Origin of the sequence: Streptococcus sp. HMSC062B01 (genome assembly GCF_001811085.1) — a bacterium.
Lineage (GTDB): Bacteria > Bacillota > Bacilli > Lactobacillales > Streptococcaceae > Streptococcus > Streptococcus gordonii.
The window spans coordinates 254342-271410 of record NZ_KZ672806.1 but is presented as its reverse complement, the minus strand read 5'-3'; the positions used below and the strand labels follow the sequence as shown (position 1 = coordinate 271410).

16 protein-coding genes are annotated in these 17069 nt (G+C 39.3%); 13 read left to right on the top strand and 3 right to left on the bottom strand.

The genetic code is table 11. The annotated features are described in order from the left end of the window. Positions 1 to 138: 138 nt before the first annotated feature. From prfB to ftsX, 3 genes are all read left to right on the top strand, one after another. A protein-coding gene (prfB, locus tag HMPREF2780_RS10100) for a peptide chain release factor 2 (RefSeq protein WP_105026565.1) occupies positions 139 to 1234 on the top strand; the annotation gives its coding sequence in 2 pieces (ribosomal slippage) (positions 139 to 210 and positions 212 to 1234; 1095 coding nt in all). 22 nt (positions 1235 to 1256) lie between these two features. Further along, entirely contained in the window at positions 1257 to 1949 is a 693-nt protein-coding gene (ftsE, locus tag HMPREF2780_RS10095) for a cell division ATP-binding protein FtsE (RefSeq protein ID WP_008809379.1), read from the top strand. Next, positions 1942 to 2868: a permease-like cell division protein FtsX gene (gene ftsX, locus HMPREF2780_RS10090; RefSeq protein ID WP_020992596.1), complete on the top strand. Its 927-nt coding sequence runs from the start codon at positions 1942 to 1944 to the stop codon at positions 2866 to 2868. The genes ftsE and ftsX overlap by 8 nt, the downstream gene beginning before the upstream one ends. Positions 2869 to 2909: 41 nt before the next feature. Here the strand turns inward: ftsX and HMPREF2780_RS10085 are convergent, their stop codons facing one another. After that, positions 2910 to 3545 (bottom strand): MBL fold metallo-hydrolase, encoded by a 636-nt coding sequence (locus HMPREF2780_RS10085; protein ID WP_061582996.1) that lies wholly within the window; start codon positions 3543 to 3545, stop codon positions 2910 to 2912. A gap of 188 nt (positions 3546 to 3733) precedes the next feature. On the opposite strand from HMPREF2780_RS10085, the gene HMPREF2780_RS10080 reads away from it, so the two are divergent. From HMPREF2780_RS10080 to HMPREF2780_RS10035, 10 genes are all read left to right on the top strand, one after another. Then, positions 3734 to 6205, top strand: coding sequence for a bifunctional DnaQ family exonuclease/ATP-dependent helicase (locus HMPREF2780_RS10080; RefSeq protein WP_061596649.1), 2472 nt, complete (start codon positions 3734 to 3736; stop codon positions 6203 to 6205). Positions 6206 to 6321: 116 nt separating this feature from the next. After that, positions 6322 to 7299: a YeiH family protein gene (locus tag HMPREF2780_RS10075; protein WP_061596647.1), complete on the top strand. Its 978-nt coding sequence runs from the start codon at positions 6322 to 6324 to the stop codon at positions 7297 to 7299. Positions 7300 to 7311: 12 nt separating this feature from the next. After that, complete coding sequence (locus HMPREF2780_RS10070; RefSeq protein ID WP_045503701.1) at positions 7312 to 8544, top strand: FtsW/RodA/SpoVE family cell cycle protein; 1233 nt, start codon at positions 7312 to 7314, stop codon at positions 8542 to 8544. 13 nt (positions 8545 to 8557) lie between these two features. Continuing rightward, on the top strand, positions 8558 to 9106 hold the full coding sequence (locus tag HMPREF2780_RS10065) for a DJ-1 family glyoxalase III (RefSeq protein WP_105026564.1): 549 nt from the start codon (positions 8558 to 8560) through the stop codon (positions 9104 to 9106). 153 nt (positions 9107 to 9259) lie between these two features. Further along, positions 9260 to 9838, top strand: a complete 579-nt coding sequence (locus HMPREF2780_RS10060) for an HAD family hydrolase (RefSeq protein WP_045773226.1) — start codon at positions 9260 to 9262, stop codon at positions 9836 to 9838. A 1-nt stretch (position 9839) separates the two neighbouring features. Then, on the top strand, positions 9840 to 11789 hold the full coding sequence (gyrB, locus tag HMPREF2780_RS10055; protein WP_008809371.1) for a DNA topoisomerase (ATP-hydrolyzing) subunit B: 1950 nt from the start codon (positions 9840 to 9842) through the stop codon (positions 11787 to 11789). A gap of 85 nt (positions 11790 to 11874) precedes the next feature. Beyond that, complete coding sequence (ezrA, locus tag HMPREF2780_RS10050; RefSeq protein ID WP_105026563.1) at positions 11875 to 13599, top strand: septation ring formation regulator EzrA; 1725 nt, start codon at positions 11875 to 11877, stop codon at positions 13597 to 13599. A gap of 93 nt (positions 13600 to 13692) precedes the next feature. After that, complete coding sequence (locus HMPREF2780_RS10045; protein WP_082307533.1) at positions 13693 to 14361, top strand: hypothetical protein; 669 nt, start codon at positions 13693 to 13695, stop codon at positions 14359 to 14361. A gap of 33 nt (positions 14362 to 14394) precedes the next feature. After that, positions 14395 to 15042, top strand: a complete 648-nt coding sequence (gene serB, locus HMPREF2780_RS10040; protein ID WP_082307534.1) for a phosphoserine phosphatase SerB — start codon at positions 14395 to 14397, stop codon at positions 15040 to 15042. 9 nt (positions 15043 to 15051) lie between these two features. After that, entirely contained in the window at positions 15052 to 16170 is a 1119-nt protein-coding gene (locus HMPREF2780_RS10035; RefSeq protein ID WP_105026562.1) for a glycerate kinase, read from the top strand. Here HMPREF2780_RS10035 and HMPREF2780_RS10030 read toward each other — a convergent pair. Then, positions 16167 to 16505 carry a nuclear transport factor 2-like protein gene (locus tag HMPREF2780_RS10030; RefSeq protein ID WP_082307792.1) on the bottom strand — a complete coding sequence of 113 codons (339 nt, stop codon included), beginning with the start codon at positions 16503 to 16505 and terminating at the stop codon, positions 16167 to 16169. The two genes, HMPREF2780_RS10035 and HMPREF2780_RS10030, sit on opposite strands and share 4 nt — an antisense overlap. Before the next feature lies 1 nt (position 16506). Then, on the bottom strand, positions 16507 to 16956 hold the full coding sequence (locus HMPREF2780_RS10025; RefSeq protein ID WP_082307791.1) for a DUF1694 domain-containing protein: 450 nt from the start codon (positions 16954 to 16956) through the stop codon (positions 16507 to 16509). Positions 16957 to 17069: the final 113 nt, after the last annotated feature.

The following is a 17069-nucleotide window of genomic DNA, read 5'->3' as shown; positions in this document are numbered from 1 at the left end:
GTAACAAGGAGTCCCTTGACTTGCTATTCATTAAAAAGTATCATACACTGGATTCTGGACTTCTTGAATTTTATTTCAAAAAATAGTCAAACGTGTATAAGTATGGTATAATTAAACGATATGTGAAAAGAGGTAGTTATGGATATTTCAGAAATTCGTCAAAAGATTGACGCAAATCGTGAAAAATTAGCTTCTTTCAGGGGGTCTCTTTGACTTAGAAGGTATGGAAGAAGAAATCGCCATCTTAGAAAATAAGATGACAGAACCTGACTTTTGGGATGATAATATTGCCGCTCAAAAGACATCTCAGGAATTAAATGAACTCAAACAAACCTATGAAAATTTCCACCAGATGACGGATCTTTTTGATGAATCGGAGATTTTGCTTGATTTTCTAGCTGAGGACGATTCGGTTCAAGAGGAGTTAGAGGAAAAGCTGGCAGAACTCGAGAAAATGATGACCAGCTATGAAATGACTTTGCTTTTGTCTGAACCATATGATAATAATAATGCGATTCTCGAGATTCATCCAGGCTCTGGAGGTACAGAGGCTCAGGATTGGGGAGACATGCTGCTCCGTATGTATACACGTTTTGGCAATGCCAAGGGCTTCAAGGTAGAGGTTCTAGACTATCAGGCAGGTGATGAAGCTGGTATTAAATCAGTCACTCTTTCTTTTGAGGGGCCGCATGCCTATGGTCTGCTTAAGTCGGAAATGGGAGTTCACCGTTTAGTTCGAATTTCTCCATTTGACTCAGCTAAACGTCGCCATACGTCCTTTACTTCCGTAGAGGTTATGCCTGAATTGGATGATACCATTGAAGTAGAAATTCGAGAAGACGATATTAAGATGGACACCTTCCGTTCGGGCGGAGCTGGTGGTCAGAACGTCAATAAGGTTTCTACTGGTGTGCGACTGACGCATATTCCTACTGGAATTGTGGTGCAGTCTACTGTTGATCGGACTCAGTATGGGAACCGTGATCGTGCAATGAAGATGCTTCAGGCTAAGCTGTATCAACTTGAACAAGAGAAAAAAGCAGCTGAGGTTGACTCATTAAAGGGCGATAAAAAAGAAATTTCGTGGGGAAGTCAAATTCGCTCTTACGTCTTTACACCTTATACTATGGTTAAAGACCATCGGACCAGTTATGAAGTGGCCCAGGTTGATAAGGTAATGGACGGCGATTTAGATGGCTTTATCGATGCTTATTTAAAATGGCGTCTCAACTAACAGAAGGGAATTTTAGTAATAAATGTCTATTATTGAAATGAGAGATGTTGTCAAAAAATACGACAACGGAACAACAGCCTTGCGAGGTGTGACGGTAAAAGTAGAGCCAGGGGAGTTTGCCTATATTGTAGGACCCTCAGGGGCAGGTAAATCTACCTTTATTCGCTTGCTCTACCGTGAAGTTGCACTTGATAAGGGTGCGTTAACAGTAGCAGGCTTCAATTTGGCTAAGATAAAAAAACGTGACGTACCAATGCTTCGCCGTAAAGTAGGAGTAGTCTTCCAAGACTATAAACTGCTTCCAAAGAAGACAGTATATGAAAATATTGCTTATGCCATGGAAGTAATTGGTGAACGCAGAAGTCACATTAAGAAACGGGTTATGGAAGTATTAGACCTAGTAGGACTTAAGCACAAGGTCCGTTCTTTCCCTAACGAACTTTCTGGGGGAGAGCAACAGCGGATTGCTATCGCTCGTGCAATTGTCAATAACCCTAAAGTTTTGATTGCTGACGAGCCAACTGGGAACTTGGACCCAGATAACTCTTGGGAAATTATGAACTTGTTAGAGCGGATTAACCTGCAAGGTACAACTGTTCTAATGGCGACCCACAATAGCCAAATTGTAAATACTTTACGCCATCGCGTCATTGCGATTGAAAATGGCCGTGTGGTACGTGATGAAGCGGAAGGAGAATACGGATACGATGATTAGTAGATTTTTCCGTCATTTGATAGAGTCGCTAAAAAGTTTGAAGCGAAATGGTTGGATGACGGTAGCCGCAATCAGTACGGTAATGATTACTCTTAGTTTGGTTGCTATTTTTGTTTCGGTTATTTTGAATACGACAAAATTAGCCAATGACTTGAAAAACAATGTTCGAGTGATGGTTTATGTTCGCAAGGATATTGAAGACAATAGTATGACGGTTGTTAAAGAAGGTCAGACTGTTGATAATGAAAATTACCATAAAGTCTATGATGCTTTGAAAAAAATTGACCATATTGAAAAAATCACTTTTTCAAGTAAGCAAGAGCAATACGAAAAATTGACAGAGACTATGGGAAGCGATTGGAAAATCTTTGATGGTGACGCCAATCCCCTATATGATGCCTACATCGTTGAGACAACCGATCCAAAATATGTTTCTTCAGTGAAGGAAGAAGCCCAGAAAATCGACGGGGTCTCAGATGTACAAGATGGTGGAGCAAACACCAAGCGGATTTTCTCTTTGGCTGACTTTATTCAGACTTGGGGCTTAATCTTGGCTGGTATGTTGATATTCATTGCTATCTTCTTGATTTCCAATACTATTCGGATTACCATTATTTCTCGGAGTCGGGAGATTCAAATTATGCGATTGGTAGGAGCAAAAAATAGTTATATCCGCGGACCTTTCTTGTTAGAAGGTGCTTGGATTGGTCTACTTGGAGCTGTTATGCCGGCAGCCCTAGTTTATTTTGCATATAATATTGCCTATCGATCAGTCAATAAAGGTTTAGTGGCGCAAAATCTCTCAATGATTGCACCTAAACTCTTTATTCCGATCATGATTGCCTCTCTCTTTGTTTTGGGAATCATTATTGGCTCAATTGGATCTGTCTTCTCAATGAGACGTTTCTTGAAGATATAAACAAAAGGATTAGCTTAGCTAATCCTTTTCATTCTGTCCTTTTATTTTAAAAATGGATTGAACATTTTTTCATGGGCGATTGTTGTAGCAGGTCCGTGTCCTGGATAGACATCATATTCTTTCGGCAAATGAAGCAATTCTTGTTTGATACCAGTAATCAGCTGGTCAAAATTTCCAGTTGGAAGGTCTGTGCGTCCAATAGATTCTCTAAAGAGAGCATCTCCGGACAGAACAAAATGACCTTCAGGGAAAACAAGTGAGACCCCTCCGATAGAGTGCCCCGGAGTGGGGAGGACATAAAATTTAAAACCATCTAATTCATAATTTTGATGATAACTAAAGAAATGCTCAGCTGGTTTCAAGACAAGTGTTTCGATATCGTTATGGCGATCGAGTCCAGAAAGATTCAACTCAGGTGTATAGAGCCAGCTGGCTTCGCTTTCAGCTACATAGACTGGAGGATATCCAAATGATTCTCGAACCAAATCTAGGCTCATGATATGGTCATAATGGGTATGGGTTAGTAAAATTGCTGAAATAGGCTTTCCGATTTCAGTGATTTTCTTTTGGATTGCTTGAAAGTTACTACCGGGATCAACTAGGATCAGATGACTATCATTTTCTATATAATAGGTATTTTCGTAAGCTAAAGGATTTAATGTTTTATGTACTTTCATGATTTTTCCTCTCTATCTATGATGAGTGTATCAAAAAAATTAAGTTTTAGCAGAAATGAAGCTCAATAATGGAATATCTATCTCTTGTTAAAGCTAGATTATCTAATCTAGAAATCATCTAAGTACTCTCTGGCTTTCATTATTCTAGCCTCGCATCTTGACTGCAAACATGGTATAATTTTGATAAGATGAAACGAAAAAATATGAAGTATGCTATTGTCGATTTAGAAGCGACAGGAACAGGTAGCACCGCAAAAATTATTCAAGTAGGAATTGTCATTCTAGAAAATGGAGAGATTAAGCAGACCTATCAAACAGATATTAATCCTCATGAGGCTTTAGAAGAACATATCAAACAGCTGACAGGTTTGTCTGATCAGCGCTTGAGTCAAGCTCCAGACTTTTCGCAAGTGGCTCGTGAGATCTATGAATTGATTGAAGATGCTGTCTTTGTAGCCCATAATGTTAAATTCGATGCAAATTTATTAGCAGAATCGCTTTTTTGGGAAGGTTTTGACTTATTGTCTCCTCGTGTCGATACTGTAGAGTTGGCTCAAGTCGTGTTTCCAACTTATGAAAAATATGGACTCTCCAGTCTCTGTGAACTGCTGGAAATTCCTTTGGAACAAGCCCATACGGCTATTTCAGATGCTATGGCGACAGCCCTACTATTTTTAAAAATCCAAGAAAAAATTCAAAGTCTACCCAAGCCCTTACTAGAACGCCTTCTTGTCTTGTCTGACAGCTTGATTTATGAGTCCCGCTTGGTGCTGGAAGACTGTTTTGAGAAGATGCCAGATGGAAGAGCTTGTGACTGGCTTGATTGTCACGGTATTTATCTAAAAAAGCAGGCTAAGGTTGGCAAAGAAAGGTATTTATCCAATGATTTTGCTAAGAATATTTCTTTGCTTGGATTAGAAGAGAGACCTGAACAGCAAAAGTTTGCTTCTCTCATAGAAGAGGCCATAAAAAATCCTTTACCTAATTTCTTGCAAGCCCAGGCTGGCTTAGGAAAGACCTATGGTTATCTGCTACCTCTTTTAGCACATTGTCAGGAAAAGATCGTAGTCAGTGTACCGACTAAGATTTTGCAGGATCAAATTGCAATTGGAGAAGGAAGAGCGATTGAAGAAGTTTTTCAAGTGGCCTTTCATAGTTTGAAAAGTCCAAAATCCTATATCAAGTTGGATACTTTTTACCTGAGTTTAGAGCGATTGGATGATAATCGCTTGCTTAACCGTTGCAAGATGCAACTTTTAGTTTGGCTTACTGAAACTAAAACAGGAGACTTAGAAGAAATTGGTCAAGCTCATCGTTACCAAGCTTTTTTTGAGGAGATAGGACATGACGGCCAATTGAGCAAAAAATCTTTGTTTTACGGTGTGGATTTTTGGCAAATTGGTCAGGAAAAAGCGCGGGAGAGCAGAGTATTATTGACTAATCATGCCTACCTGCTCACTCGATTAGAAGATGATAAAAGTTTGATTGAGGGACGTATTTTAGTAGTAGATGAAGCTCAGAAGCTCTTTTTGGCTTTAGAAAGCTTTTCTCAGAAAGCTCTCAAGATGAATCAGCTACTGCAGACAATTCAGCAAGAAATTCCTCATGCCGATTTCCTGCTGGAACAACGTCTACTTGAAAGTCTGCAGTTTGAGTTAGCACAGTTAGTGGAAGTTTTTCATAACGAAAGAGTGAGTGAAGTAAGGGAGAAAACCTTGCTTAAGCTAAGACAGGATCTGTCTGAGCTTCCAGCTCACTATCTTCCAGAATTGCGTGAGATTTTGGATCAAAGGTATGAACAATTTTGGTTGGAAGATGAATATTTTGAACAACATCGAGTAACTAGTCTTCATGCTGCTAGATTATCTTTAATGAATTTTCAGGATTTTCTGCCTGAAAGGGTCCAGCTCTTTTTCATATCTGCAACCTTGGAAATCAGCCGAAAGGTGAATCTAGCTCAGCTACTTGGCTTTCAAGCCTATCAATTTTATCATTTGCCAGCTAAGAATTATCACCAGCAGAGAATTTGGGTGGATAAAGACTTTCCGGACTTGGTTGATTTGCCACTTTCTCAGCATGCCCGATTGATTGCTGAGAGGATTGAAAGTTTATCCAGCTTAAACCTTCCGATTTTGGTTCTGTTTACTTCTAAGGAGCTCTTGTTAGAAGTATCAGAAAACTTGTCTTTGCAGCATTTAGCTCAGTATAAGAATGGAGATGCTAGTAACATTAAACGTCGCTTTGATCGAGGAGAAGCTCCAATATTACTGGGGACAGGTAGTTTCTGGGAAGGAACGGACTTTTCTAGTCAGGATAAAATGATTCAAATCATTACACGTCTACCTTTTGACAATCCGCAAAATGTTTTCACGCAAAAGATGAATCGTCGGCTTCGTCTTGAAGGGAAAAACCCCTTTTATGATTATGGCTTGCCAGTTGCGATTTTACGCTTGAAACAAGCTTTGGGGCGAACAGTACGACATCGCAAACAGCAGTCTGCTGTTCTTATCTTGGATAATCGTGTCTATACCAAGCGATATAGTCGCCAGATTAGAGGAGTCTTGACGAAGACAGCACCAATTGAGCAGTCTTCTTTTGAGCAGATTCTGCAAGATATGAGATTTTATTTTAAAAATAAAACTGTTAAAAAGAAGAACTAGTGAATGGGTGCAAAATTTTGAAGAAAGATAAAATTTCTCCAAATAATCCTCTGACTCAAGTACTTAAATTTTGCTATAATAGAAACATTGAAAAAAGAAGAAGGTTCTGATTAATCATGTTTAAAAAATACATTCCAGGTTTGGGTTTATCATTAGTCATAGCTACGATTGCTACCTGTTTAGGCAAAGCTTTTCCTTTGTTTGGCTCCAGTGTATTTGCAATTTTACTTGGTATTCTGTTGAATCATTTTTGGAAAATTCCTCAGAAATTTCATCCTGGTTTGGCTTTTTCGGGTAAGAAACTCTTGCAGTATTCCATTATCTTACTGGGTTTTAGTCTCTCTATTTCAAAAGTTTCTGCAACAGGCTTATCATCTTTAAAAATCAGTATTCTTACGATTTTACTAGCCTTTTTATCCGCTTATCTTATTGGGCGTTTTTTGGGAATGGGACGAGTCTTGACCTTGTTGATTGGTTTTGGAACAGCTATTTGTGGTGGTTCTGCTATTGCGGCGGCTTCACCGATTTTGGAGGCTAAAGAAGAAGAAATTGCTCTTTCGATTTCAACTATTTTCTTCTTCAATATTTTGGCAGTTTTCATTTTCCCTTTTCTTGGACATCTTATGCAGATGTCAGCCGAGACTTTTGGAACCTGGGCAGGAACAGCTATCAATGATACTTCGTCTGTAGTAGCTGCTGGCTATACCTATGGACAGACTGCTGGTGATTTGGCAACTATTGTTAAATTAAGTCGAGCTCTAATGATTGTGCCAGCTTGTCTCATTTTTGCAGGTGTTCGCTATATTAAGTCCCAGTCATCTAAACAAAAAGTAGATTTAAAGAAAATTTTCCCTTGGTTTATTTTATGGTTTGTCTGTGCATCTCTGATTAGTAGTACGGGTGTTTTACCTGCTTCCTTTATTTCCTTTACAAAAATTCTATCTCAATGGTTGATGGCAATGGCTTTGGCAGGGATAGGCTCTCGGGTCTCTTTTGCCCAGTTTAAACAAGCGGGAGCAGCTCCACTTTTAACTGGTGCCTTTGCTTGGTTTGTTGTTGCAGTATCTAGCTTGATTATTCAGTATTTTTTCTAGATAGGAGTGAGTATGTCTTATTTTAAACCCTCGATTGATTCGCGAGTGGATTATAGTTTAATTTTACCAGTTATTTGTTTATTGATTTTTGGGATCATGGCCATTTATATAGCAGTGAATCATGACTACCCTGCTAGTGCCTGGGCAATAGTTGGACAGCAAATTGCTTGGATAGCTTTAGGGATTGTGATTAGTTTTGTCGTCATGTTTTTTAACACCAAATTTCTTTGGAAGATAACTCCCCTTCTCTACGTTTTTGGTTTAGGTCTCATGGTTCTACCCTTGGTCTTTTATAGCCCGTCTCTTGTTGCTTCGACAGGAGCTAAAAACTGGGTAACTATTGGTGGTACGACTCTCTTCCAGCCGTCGGAGTTTATGAAAATCTCTTATATTCTGATCTTATCGCGTTCAGTTGTTCAATTCAGTCAACGAAATAAAGACAAGATTAGGACGATTAAAATGGATTGGCTATTGATTTTAGAGCTCTTTCTCTATACAGTGCCAGTCTTGATTTTGCTGACCTTACAGAGTGACTTGGGGACGGCTCTTGTTTTTATGGCTATTTTTTCAGGAATTGTACTCTTATCTGGAGTCTCTTGGAAAATTATTCTTCCTATCTTTCTAACGGGCGTTTCACTTTTTCTAGCTTTTATGCTAATTTTTACCTGGGAAGGTGGTAGGGCATTTCTTCACAATCTAGGCATGCCGACTTACCAAATTAATCGGATTTTAGCATGGCTTCATCCTTTTGAATATGCCCAAACAACTACTTATCAACAAGCTCAGGGCCAGATTGCTATTGGTAGCGGTGGAATCTGGGGGCAAGGTTTTAATGTATCCAATTTATTAGTGCCGGTGCGAGAAAGTGATATGATCTTTACGGTCATTGCGGAAGACTTTGGTTTTATGGGCTCGATCTTCCTGATTGCCCTCTACCTTTTGCTTATTTATCGCATGTTAAGGATTACTCTGAAATCGAATAATCAATTTTATACCTACATTTCTACTGGTCTCACTATGATGCTGATTTTTCATATTTTTGAAAATATTGGAGCTGTGACGGGCTTACTTCCTTTAACAGGAATTCCCCTGCCCTTTATTTCCCAAGGAGGCTCCTCTATTATCAGTAACCTAATTGGAGTAGGTCTCTTGCTTTCTGTTAGTTATCAAAATAATCTTTTAGAAGAGCAACAGACAGGATATTCTAGAAGACGAAAGAAAATTATTTTGAAAAAATTAAAATAGGAGGATAGAATACATGACGAAAGTTGCTGTTATACTAGCTAATGGTTTTGAAGAAATAGAAGCTCTCACGGTTGTGGATGTTTTGCGTCGGGCCAATATTACCTGTCATATGCTTGGATTTGAGCAAGCAGTGACAGGTTCTCATGGAATCAGTGTTCAAGCTGACCGATTGTGGCAAGGAGATTTAGATGATTATGACATGGTTGTTTTGCCGGGTGGAATGCCTGGATCTGCTAATCTTAGAGATGATCAGGACCTAATGAAAGCTCTAGCTAAGATGCAGGTAGAAGATAAGTGGATTGCTGCAATCTGTGCCGCTCCCATAGCACTTGAAAAAGCAGGAGTACTGGAGAATAAAAAATTCACCTGTTATGATGGCGTTGAGGAGAGCATTAAGAGCGGGAATTACCTGAAGGAGACAGTGGTCACTGATGGCAAACTTATTACAAGTCGAGGTCCCTCAACTGCGCTTGCTTTTGCTTATGTCATAGTGGAGAAGCTAGGTGGTGATGCGGATTCTTTACGCCAGGGTATGCTATATACAGATGTTTTTGGAAAATAAACTAGAAAACCCATTTATCAATAAGTGGGTTTTTGTGTTTAAAAAATAAATGCGAAATTGATTCTTTATTTTTATTTGGATTAAAAGGATTCTTAACAGTATATTTGACCAATATTAGCGCTTTTTCAGGAAAAATATGGTATAATAAAAGCTATGGATTATCAAGATTATATCTGGGATTTAGGCGGTACGCTTCTCGATAATTATGAAACTTCCACAGCTGCTTTTGTACGAACCTTAGCGTCATTAGGCATAGAATCCAGCCATGATGAAGTATATCAAGCTTTAAAAGTGTCAACGGATTATGCAGTACAACAGTTTGCACCGGGAGTGAACGATTTTTTGAGGTCTTACAAGGCCAATGAAGCTAAGGAACTTCAGCATCCTGTTTTATTTGACGGAGCAAAAGAGCTACTAGAGACTATAATTGAGCAAGGTGGCAGAAACTTTTTAGTCTCCCACCGGGACAATCAGGTTTTAGAAATTATCTCTAAAACAGGAATTGAATCCCTCTTTACAGAAATTGTCACAGCTGATAATGGTTTTAAGAGGAAACCAGACCCAGAATCCATGAATTATCTTAAGGAAAAGTACCAGATTAGCTCCTGCTTAGTTATTGGTGATCGCCCATTAGATATAGAGGCTGGTCAAGCTGCAGGTTTTGCTACTTATCTTTTTGATAGCATGGAAAATCTAAAGAATTATTTACATTTAAATACAGAAAAGGAATAAAATGACAGAAGAAAAGCAACAAGACATCCAATCTCAAGAATATGATGCCAGCCAGATTCAGGTCCTTGAAGGACTTGAAGCAGTTCGTATGCGTCCGGGTATGTATATTGGATCAACTTCTAAAGAAGGTCTGCACCATTTGGTATGGGAAATCGTTGATAACTCTATCGACGAAGCCTTGGCTGGTTTTGCTAGTCATATTCAAGTCTTTATCGAAAAAGACAATTCTATTACAGTTGTCGATGATGGACGTGGTATTCCAGTTGATATCCAGGAAAAAACTGGTCGTCCTGCTGTTGAAACTGTCTTTACGGTCCTTCACGCTGGAGGGAAATTTGGCGGTGGCGGCTACAAGGTTTCAGGAGGTCTTCACGGTGTAGGTTCTTCTGTTGTAAATGCTTTATCCACCCAACTAGATGTTAAAGTATATAAAAATGGTCAAATTCACTTCCAAGAATACACTCGTGGCCAGGTCGTGGCTGATTTGAAAGTGATCGGTGATACAGATCGTACAGGTACAACGGTTCATTTTACGCCAGACCCAGAAATCTTCACCGAGACTGTTGAATTTGATTTTGAAAAACTCAATAAACGGATCCAAGAACTTGCCTTTCTCAATCGAGGCTTGTCTATCTCAATTACCGATAAACGAGATGGTATGGAACAAAGCAAAGACTATCATTACGAAGGTGGGATTGCTAGTTATGTCCAGTACATCAATGAAAATAAGGAAGTAATCTTCGACAATCCTATTTATACAGATGGAGAAATGGAAGATATAACCGTGGAAGTAGCTATGCAGTATACGACAGGCTACCATGAAACGGTGATGAGTTTTGCTAATAATATCCACACACATGAAGGTGGGACACATGAGCAAGGTTTCCGTACAGCCCTAACTCGAGTCATCAATGATTACGCTAAGAAGAATAAACTTCTCAAAGAAAACGAAGATAATCTCACAGGTGAAGACGTTCGAGAAGGCTTGACAGCAGTTATCTCTGTTAAACACCCAAATCCTCAGTTTGAAGGACAAACCAAGACCAAACTGGGAAATAGCGAAGTTGTTAAAATTACCAACCGTCTATTTAGCGAAGCGTTCTCAGATTTTCTTTTAGAAAATCCTGCAGTTGCTAAGAAGATTGTCGAAAAAGGAATTTTAGCTTCAAAAGCTAGAATAGCTGCAAAAAGAGCGAGAGAAGTAACCCGTAAGAAATCTGGTCTAGAAATTTCGAATTTGCCAGGTAAACTGGCGGATTGTTCGTCAAATAATCCTGCTGAAACAGAACTCTTTATCGTAGAGGGAGACTCGGCTGGAGGTTCAGCTAAGTCAGGACGGAACCGTGAATTTCAGGCAATCTTGCCTATTCGAGGTAAGATTCTCAATGTTGAGAAGGCCAGCATGGATAAAATATTGGCCAATGAGGAAATCCGGAGCCTTTTCACAGCTATGGGAACTGGTTTTGGTGCTGATTTTGATATTAGCAAGTGTCGTTATCAAAAATTGGTTATCATGACTGATGCCGATGTCGATGGAGCTCATATTCGTACCTTGCTTTTGACTTTGATTTATCGCTATATGAAGCCAGTTTTGGAAGCAGGCTATGTTTACATCGCTCAGCCCCCTATCTATGGTGTTAAGGTCGGAAGTGAAGTAAAAGAATATATTCAGCCAGGTGCTGATCAAGAAATAAAACTTCAAGAAGCCTTAGCTAGGTATAGTGAAGGTCGCTCTAAGCCTTCAATTCAACGTTATAAAGGTTTGGGAGAAATGGATGATCACCAACTATGGGAAACAACCATGGATCCAGAACACCGCTTGATGGCGCGTGTTTCAGTTGACGATGCTGCAGAAGCAGACAAGATCTTTGATATGCTGATGGGAGATAGGGTAGAACCACGTCGCGAATTTATCGAAGAAAATGCTGTTTACAGTACATTAGATGTATAGAAATGAAGAAATTATATACAAGACTAATGAAATTATGATATAATCATTATGTTTATTCTCAAGTAATAATACGAAGGAGTTTTATATGTCTAACGGACTAATTATTCTAATCATAGTGATTGCAGTAGCTTTAATTCTTGCTTATGTAGCTGCTGTTGTCCTAAGAAAGAGAAATGAGACTCTACTTGATAGTTTGGAAGAACGCAAAGAGAAACTATATAATCTTCCTGTGAATGATGAAGTAGAGGCGATTAAGAATATGCATCTCATCGGTCAAAGTCAGGTGACTTTCCGTGAGTGGAATCAAAAATGGGTTGATCTTTCCCTTAATTCTTTTGCAGATATTGAAAATAATATCTTTGAAGCAGAAGGTTATAACAATTCCTTTCGCTTTCTAAAGGCAAAGCATGCGATTGATAACATTGAAAGTCAGATTAATCTGGTTGAAGAAGATATTGAGTTAATCCGTGAGGCCTTAGCTGACTTAGAAAAGCAAGAAGCTAAAAATAGCGGACGTGTTCTCCATGCTTTGGAATTGTTTGAAAATCTACAAGTTAAAGTAGCTGAAGACACTGAAAAGTATGGACCAGCAGTTCAAGAGATTCAAAAGCAATTGCAAAATATTGAATCAGAGTTCTCCCAATTTGTTACCCTTAATTCTTCTGGGGACCCAGTAGAAGCTGCGGATATTTTGGATAAAACTGAGAACCATATCCTTGCTTTAACTCATATTGTTGATAAGGTGCCAAGTATTGTCACTGAACTAAGAGAAGTTTTACCAGACCAGCTGGAAGATCTTGAATCTGGTTATCGGAAATTGGTGGAAGCTGGATATCATTTTGTTGAAACGGATATCGAGTCTCGCTTCTCACAACTCCATTCTAATATCACTCAAAACTATGAGAATATTGCTGCTTTGGAGTTGGATAATGCCCAATATGAAAATACTCAAATTCAAGAAGAAATCAATGCTTTGTATGACATCTTTACGCGAGAGATTGCTGCTCAAAAAGTTGTTGAAAAATTACAAGAAAACTTACCAGCTTATTTGAAACATACAAAAGAAAACAACCAACACCTTCAAAGTGAGTTGGATCGTTTGTCTAAGATGTATCTTCTATCTGATGAAGAAGATGAGAAGGTTCGTGATTTACAAAGTGAATTGTCTGGATTAGAGGCAGTTGTTTTAGCTACTGTAGAGGACTCAGCTGAAAATAAACAAGCTTATTCGTTAACTCAGGAAGCACTTGAAGCAACTCAAGAGCGCTTGAAAGAAATTGAAGACGAACAAATCACTCTTGGTGAGCGTCTAGAGAGAATTGAAAAAGATGATGACAATGCTCGTCAAAAAGTCAACATCTACATCAATAAGCTTCACACAATTAAGCGCTATATGGAAAAACGCAATTTACCAGGAATTCCAAAGAGTTTCTTAAGTCTCTTCTTTACAGCCAGTGATCATACAGAGGCCTTGCTTACAGAGTTGGAGCAATTGCGAGTAAATATTGACAATGTTAATTTGTTACTTGAAAATGTTACAAATGACATTCATGATTTGGAAACTGAAACCTATCAGATTGTTCAGTACGCAACTTTGACAGAACAGCTTCTTCAGTATTCTAATCGTTATCGTTCCTTTGATCAAAGTATTCAGGAAGCTTTTAATAAAGCTTTGGATATCTTTGAAAATCAATTCGATTACGAAAGTTCATTCGAAGTGATTTCTCAAGCTCTCGAAGTTGTTGAGCCTGGCGTAACAAGCCGTTTTGTTACATCTTATGAGAAAACCCGTGAAAATATTCGTTTTTAAAAGAAGTTCCTTCGGGAACTTTTTTCATTCTCAGCAAAAAGGCTCTTATGTTATAATAGAGGGACAAATGAAAGTGGAAAGTCTATAAAAGAAATGAAAAAGATTAAAAAATATATTACTCTCATTATTCTCGGAGGTGTAGCCGTTTTATCGATAGCATTGATGAATGGTTGGCGTTTGGATGATTATACTATTCCAAAAAACAGAACAAGAGAACAGTATGATTTTGAAGGCACTTTTGAACCGATGTTTAAGTTTTTAGAACAAGAGAAAAAGGATTTTACTGGATTAAAACTTTATACAAGTAGTGTTTATATTAAAGACGGAGACGAAGTGAAAGATTATGAGATTAGATTAGATACTACCCAATCTGACATTAAAGGTGACTATATAATAAAGATAGGGGATAATAAAGAGAGTGTTCCTGTTACTTATTCTAACGGCAAACTAACTTACAGCTCAGAGATAAGTCCTTTATTTGATGAAGAGATTCTTAACTTAGTTGTTCAAAGAAATTATTTTGAATCTTTAGATGTGAAAGAGACTTTTAAGAGTGCAGAAACAGAGCTTCGTGATATCATCTACAAGCCAGAAAATCACTCTGAGCTCTTCAAACATCTCAAAAACAAGTATGATCTACCAGAGGATACTACCTGTCGAATAAGATTAAAACACTCTAGTGGAACAATCTATGGGATTTCAATACTAATGAAATCGAAAGATAAGGCTGTTCAAATAGATTTAATGATATTTAAACAATAGGGAGGATAATTAATAAGTCGGAAGGAGTAAGAGATGAAAACAGTCAAAGGCTTGTTAGTCATGGATGTAGACAGCACCTTAATCATGGAAGAGGGGATTGACCTGCTAGGAGAGGAAGCGGGTGTAGGAGCTCAGGTTGCGGCCATTACCGAGCGTGCCATGCGAGGAGAGTTGGACTTTGAAGCTGCCTTACGTGAGCGGGTCGCCCTTTTAAAAGGTCTGCCAGAGGATATTTTTGCTCGAATTGCTGAAAGGATCCACTTCACACCAGGAGCCGAGGACTTGGTCAAGGAGCTGCATAAACGTGGTTATAAAGTAGGCTTGGTGTCAGGTGGTTTTCATGAGACGGTGGACAGACTGGCTGAGCAGCTTGGAATTGACTATGTCAAGGCAAATCGTTTGGAAATTCAACAGGGTCTTTTGACAGGCCGAGTCTTAGGAGAGATTGTCACTAAGGATACCAAGCTTGCCATGCTAAAAGCATGGGCAGCTGAAAACAATTTAGAATTAAATCAAACGATTGCTATGGGGGATGGTGCCAATGATCTGCCTATGATTCAGGCGGCGGGGATGGGAATTGCCTTTATGGCCAAGCCAATCGTGCGCGAGCAGGCTCCTTACCAGATTCAAGAACGCAACCTCTATCGGGTTATTGATCTTTTAGACAATAGAAAAGAATAGGAGAGAAGTATGCATATCCTAATTGCACCAGATTCTTTTAAGGAAAGTTTATCAGCTGCTCAGGTTGCTCAGGCTCTGCAGAACGGATTTTCTCAGGCCTTGCCAGATGCTAGCTTTGACTTGCTGCCGGTCGGTGACGGGGGCGAGGGGACAATGGCTGCGCTGACATCAGCCTTGGGCTGGACTGAATTTTACCACACTGTGACTGGCCCTTTTGGCCAGCCAGTAAAAATGCCTTATGCTAGGAACGGTCAGCAAGCACTATTTGAGATGGCTGACTTGGTCGGACTCGCCTCTATTCCTCATGAAAAACGAAATCCCTTGGCCATAGAGACCAAAGGATTGGGAGAATTGATTTTGTACCTAGCTGAAGACGGTGTCAGAAAAATTTTAGTGGGTGTTGGAGGTTCGGCCAGTAACGACGGTGGAATTGGATTGGCAGCTGGATTGGGCTATGAATTTTTCGATGTGGGCAATCATAGATTGCGCCCCATTGGCTCGTCTTTGGGAAAGGTCGCTCGAATATCAGCTAAGCAGGTTCCTGCTTTCTTGAAAGAAGTTGAGATTGAGATTTTGACTGATGTTGACAATCCTCTTTGCGGTGAGCGTGGTGCGACAATTGTTTTCGGAGGTCAGAAAGGTCTAGCACCCTTATTATTCTCTCAAGTGGATCAAGCTATGGCAGATTTCTATCAGTTGGTTGATCCTCAGGTGATTGATATGGCTGGAGCTGGAGCCGGAGGCGGAATGGCTGCAGGACTGGTTGCTTTTGCTGGAGGAAAAATCGTTTCGGGTATAGAAACCTGTTTAGATTTACTGGATTTTGATGACAGAGTTAAAAAAGCGGACTTGGTCGTCGTTGGCGAAGGACGAATGGACCGTCAGTCTTTGGCGGGTAAGGCACCTGTTGGGGTCGCAAGACGAACACCTGAAGGTATCCCTGTACTGGCGATTTGCGGAAGTCTGGAAGATGATTTACCGGATTTCCCAGTTGGGAATATCCAGGCAGCTTTTCCGATTATTGCGCGAGCAGATAGTTTAGATAAGATACTAGAGCAGGCGGAGCAAAATTTGATTCGAACAGCCAGAAATATTGGGAATCTACTGAAGATGAAAAAAAGCGGCTAGTCCGCTTTTTTTAGTAGGTATTCAATTTCTTTAACAATCATGCCATTTTCAAAGAAAAAGATGTCACAAGACAGGTCACCAAAATCATTTTTTAAGATGGTCACAATCTGATTCAGATCGGGATTAAGCTGATAATAAATGCAACGAAACTGGACGGGATTGTTTTGGTAGACTTTTTGAATCTTAGTTAGGTAGTCCGCCTTACCTCTTATGATTTCGATTGTGTCACCATGTAATTCCCAGCTAACTTGATCAGAAAGAAAAGTCTGATAGGTTTGCCAATCTCGCCGATTTTCTGCATCAAAAAAAGCAAAAAGTTTCTCTATATTAGTCATCTTATCCAAACCACTTTTTCCAGATAGTTCGCTTTTCCTTTACAGGTTCTTCTACTGGTTGAAACAAGCTAGCAAACTGTTGGTACATATCTTTCTCATCTACCTGGACAAGATGGTCACTGTGGATAATGAGTCCAAATGGAGAAGTTTGGTAATCACCAGAAACAATTGTTGCCTCACAACAAAGATCTTTAGATATTTTCAAATAAAAGATTTGATTGCTAGACTCCACTTCTGGTGAAATTTTGACTAGGACAGGCTGATATTCTTCTACAATTTTGCTGAGTACTTCTTTGAAGTGACTACGAACGAGAGAAGTGTTTGCTTGCTCAATAGAGCAAGAGGCCAGTACTCGTTCCTCAAAAGTTCCTAAAAATTTACGTTGCTCATCAGGGTTAAGTTTGGCACCCCCTTGGGCTTTCTCCATGATTACTTTATTAATATCTGTCATAGGTTTAGTATAGCATAAAGTCGTAGGGGCTGCAAAAATACTTATTTTCATAATATTTCATAAAAATAGAAAAAGCATGCAAAGTGTAAGCGGTTGCTTGATAAATCTAGATT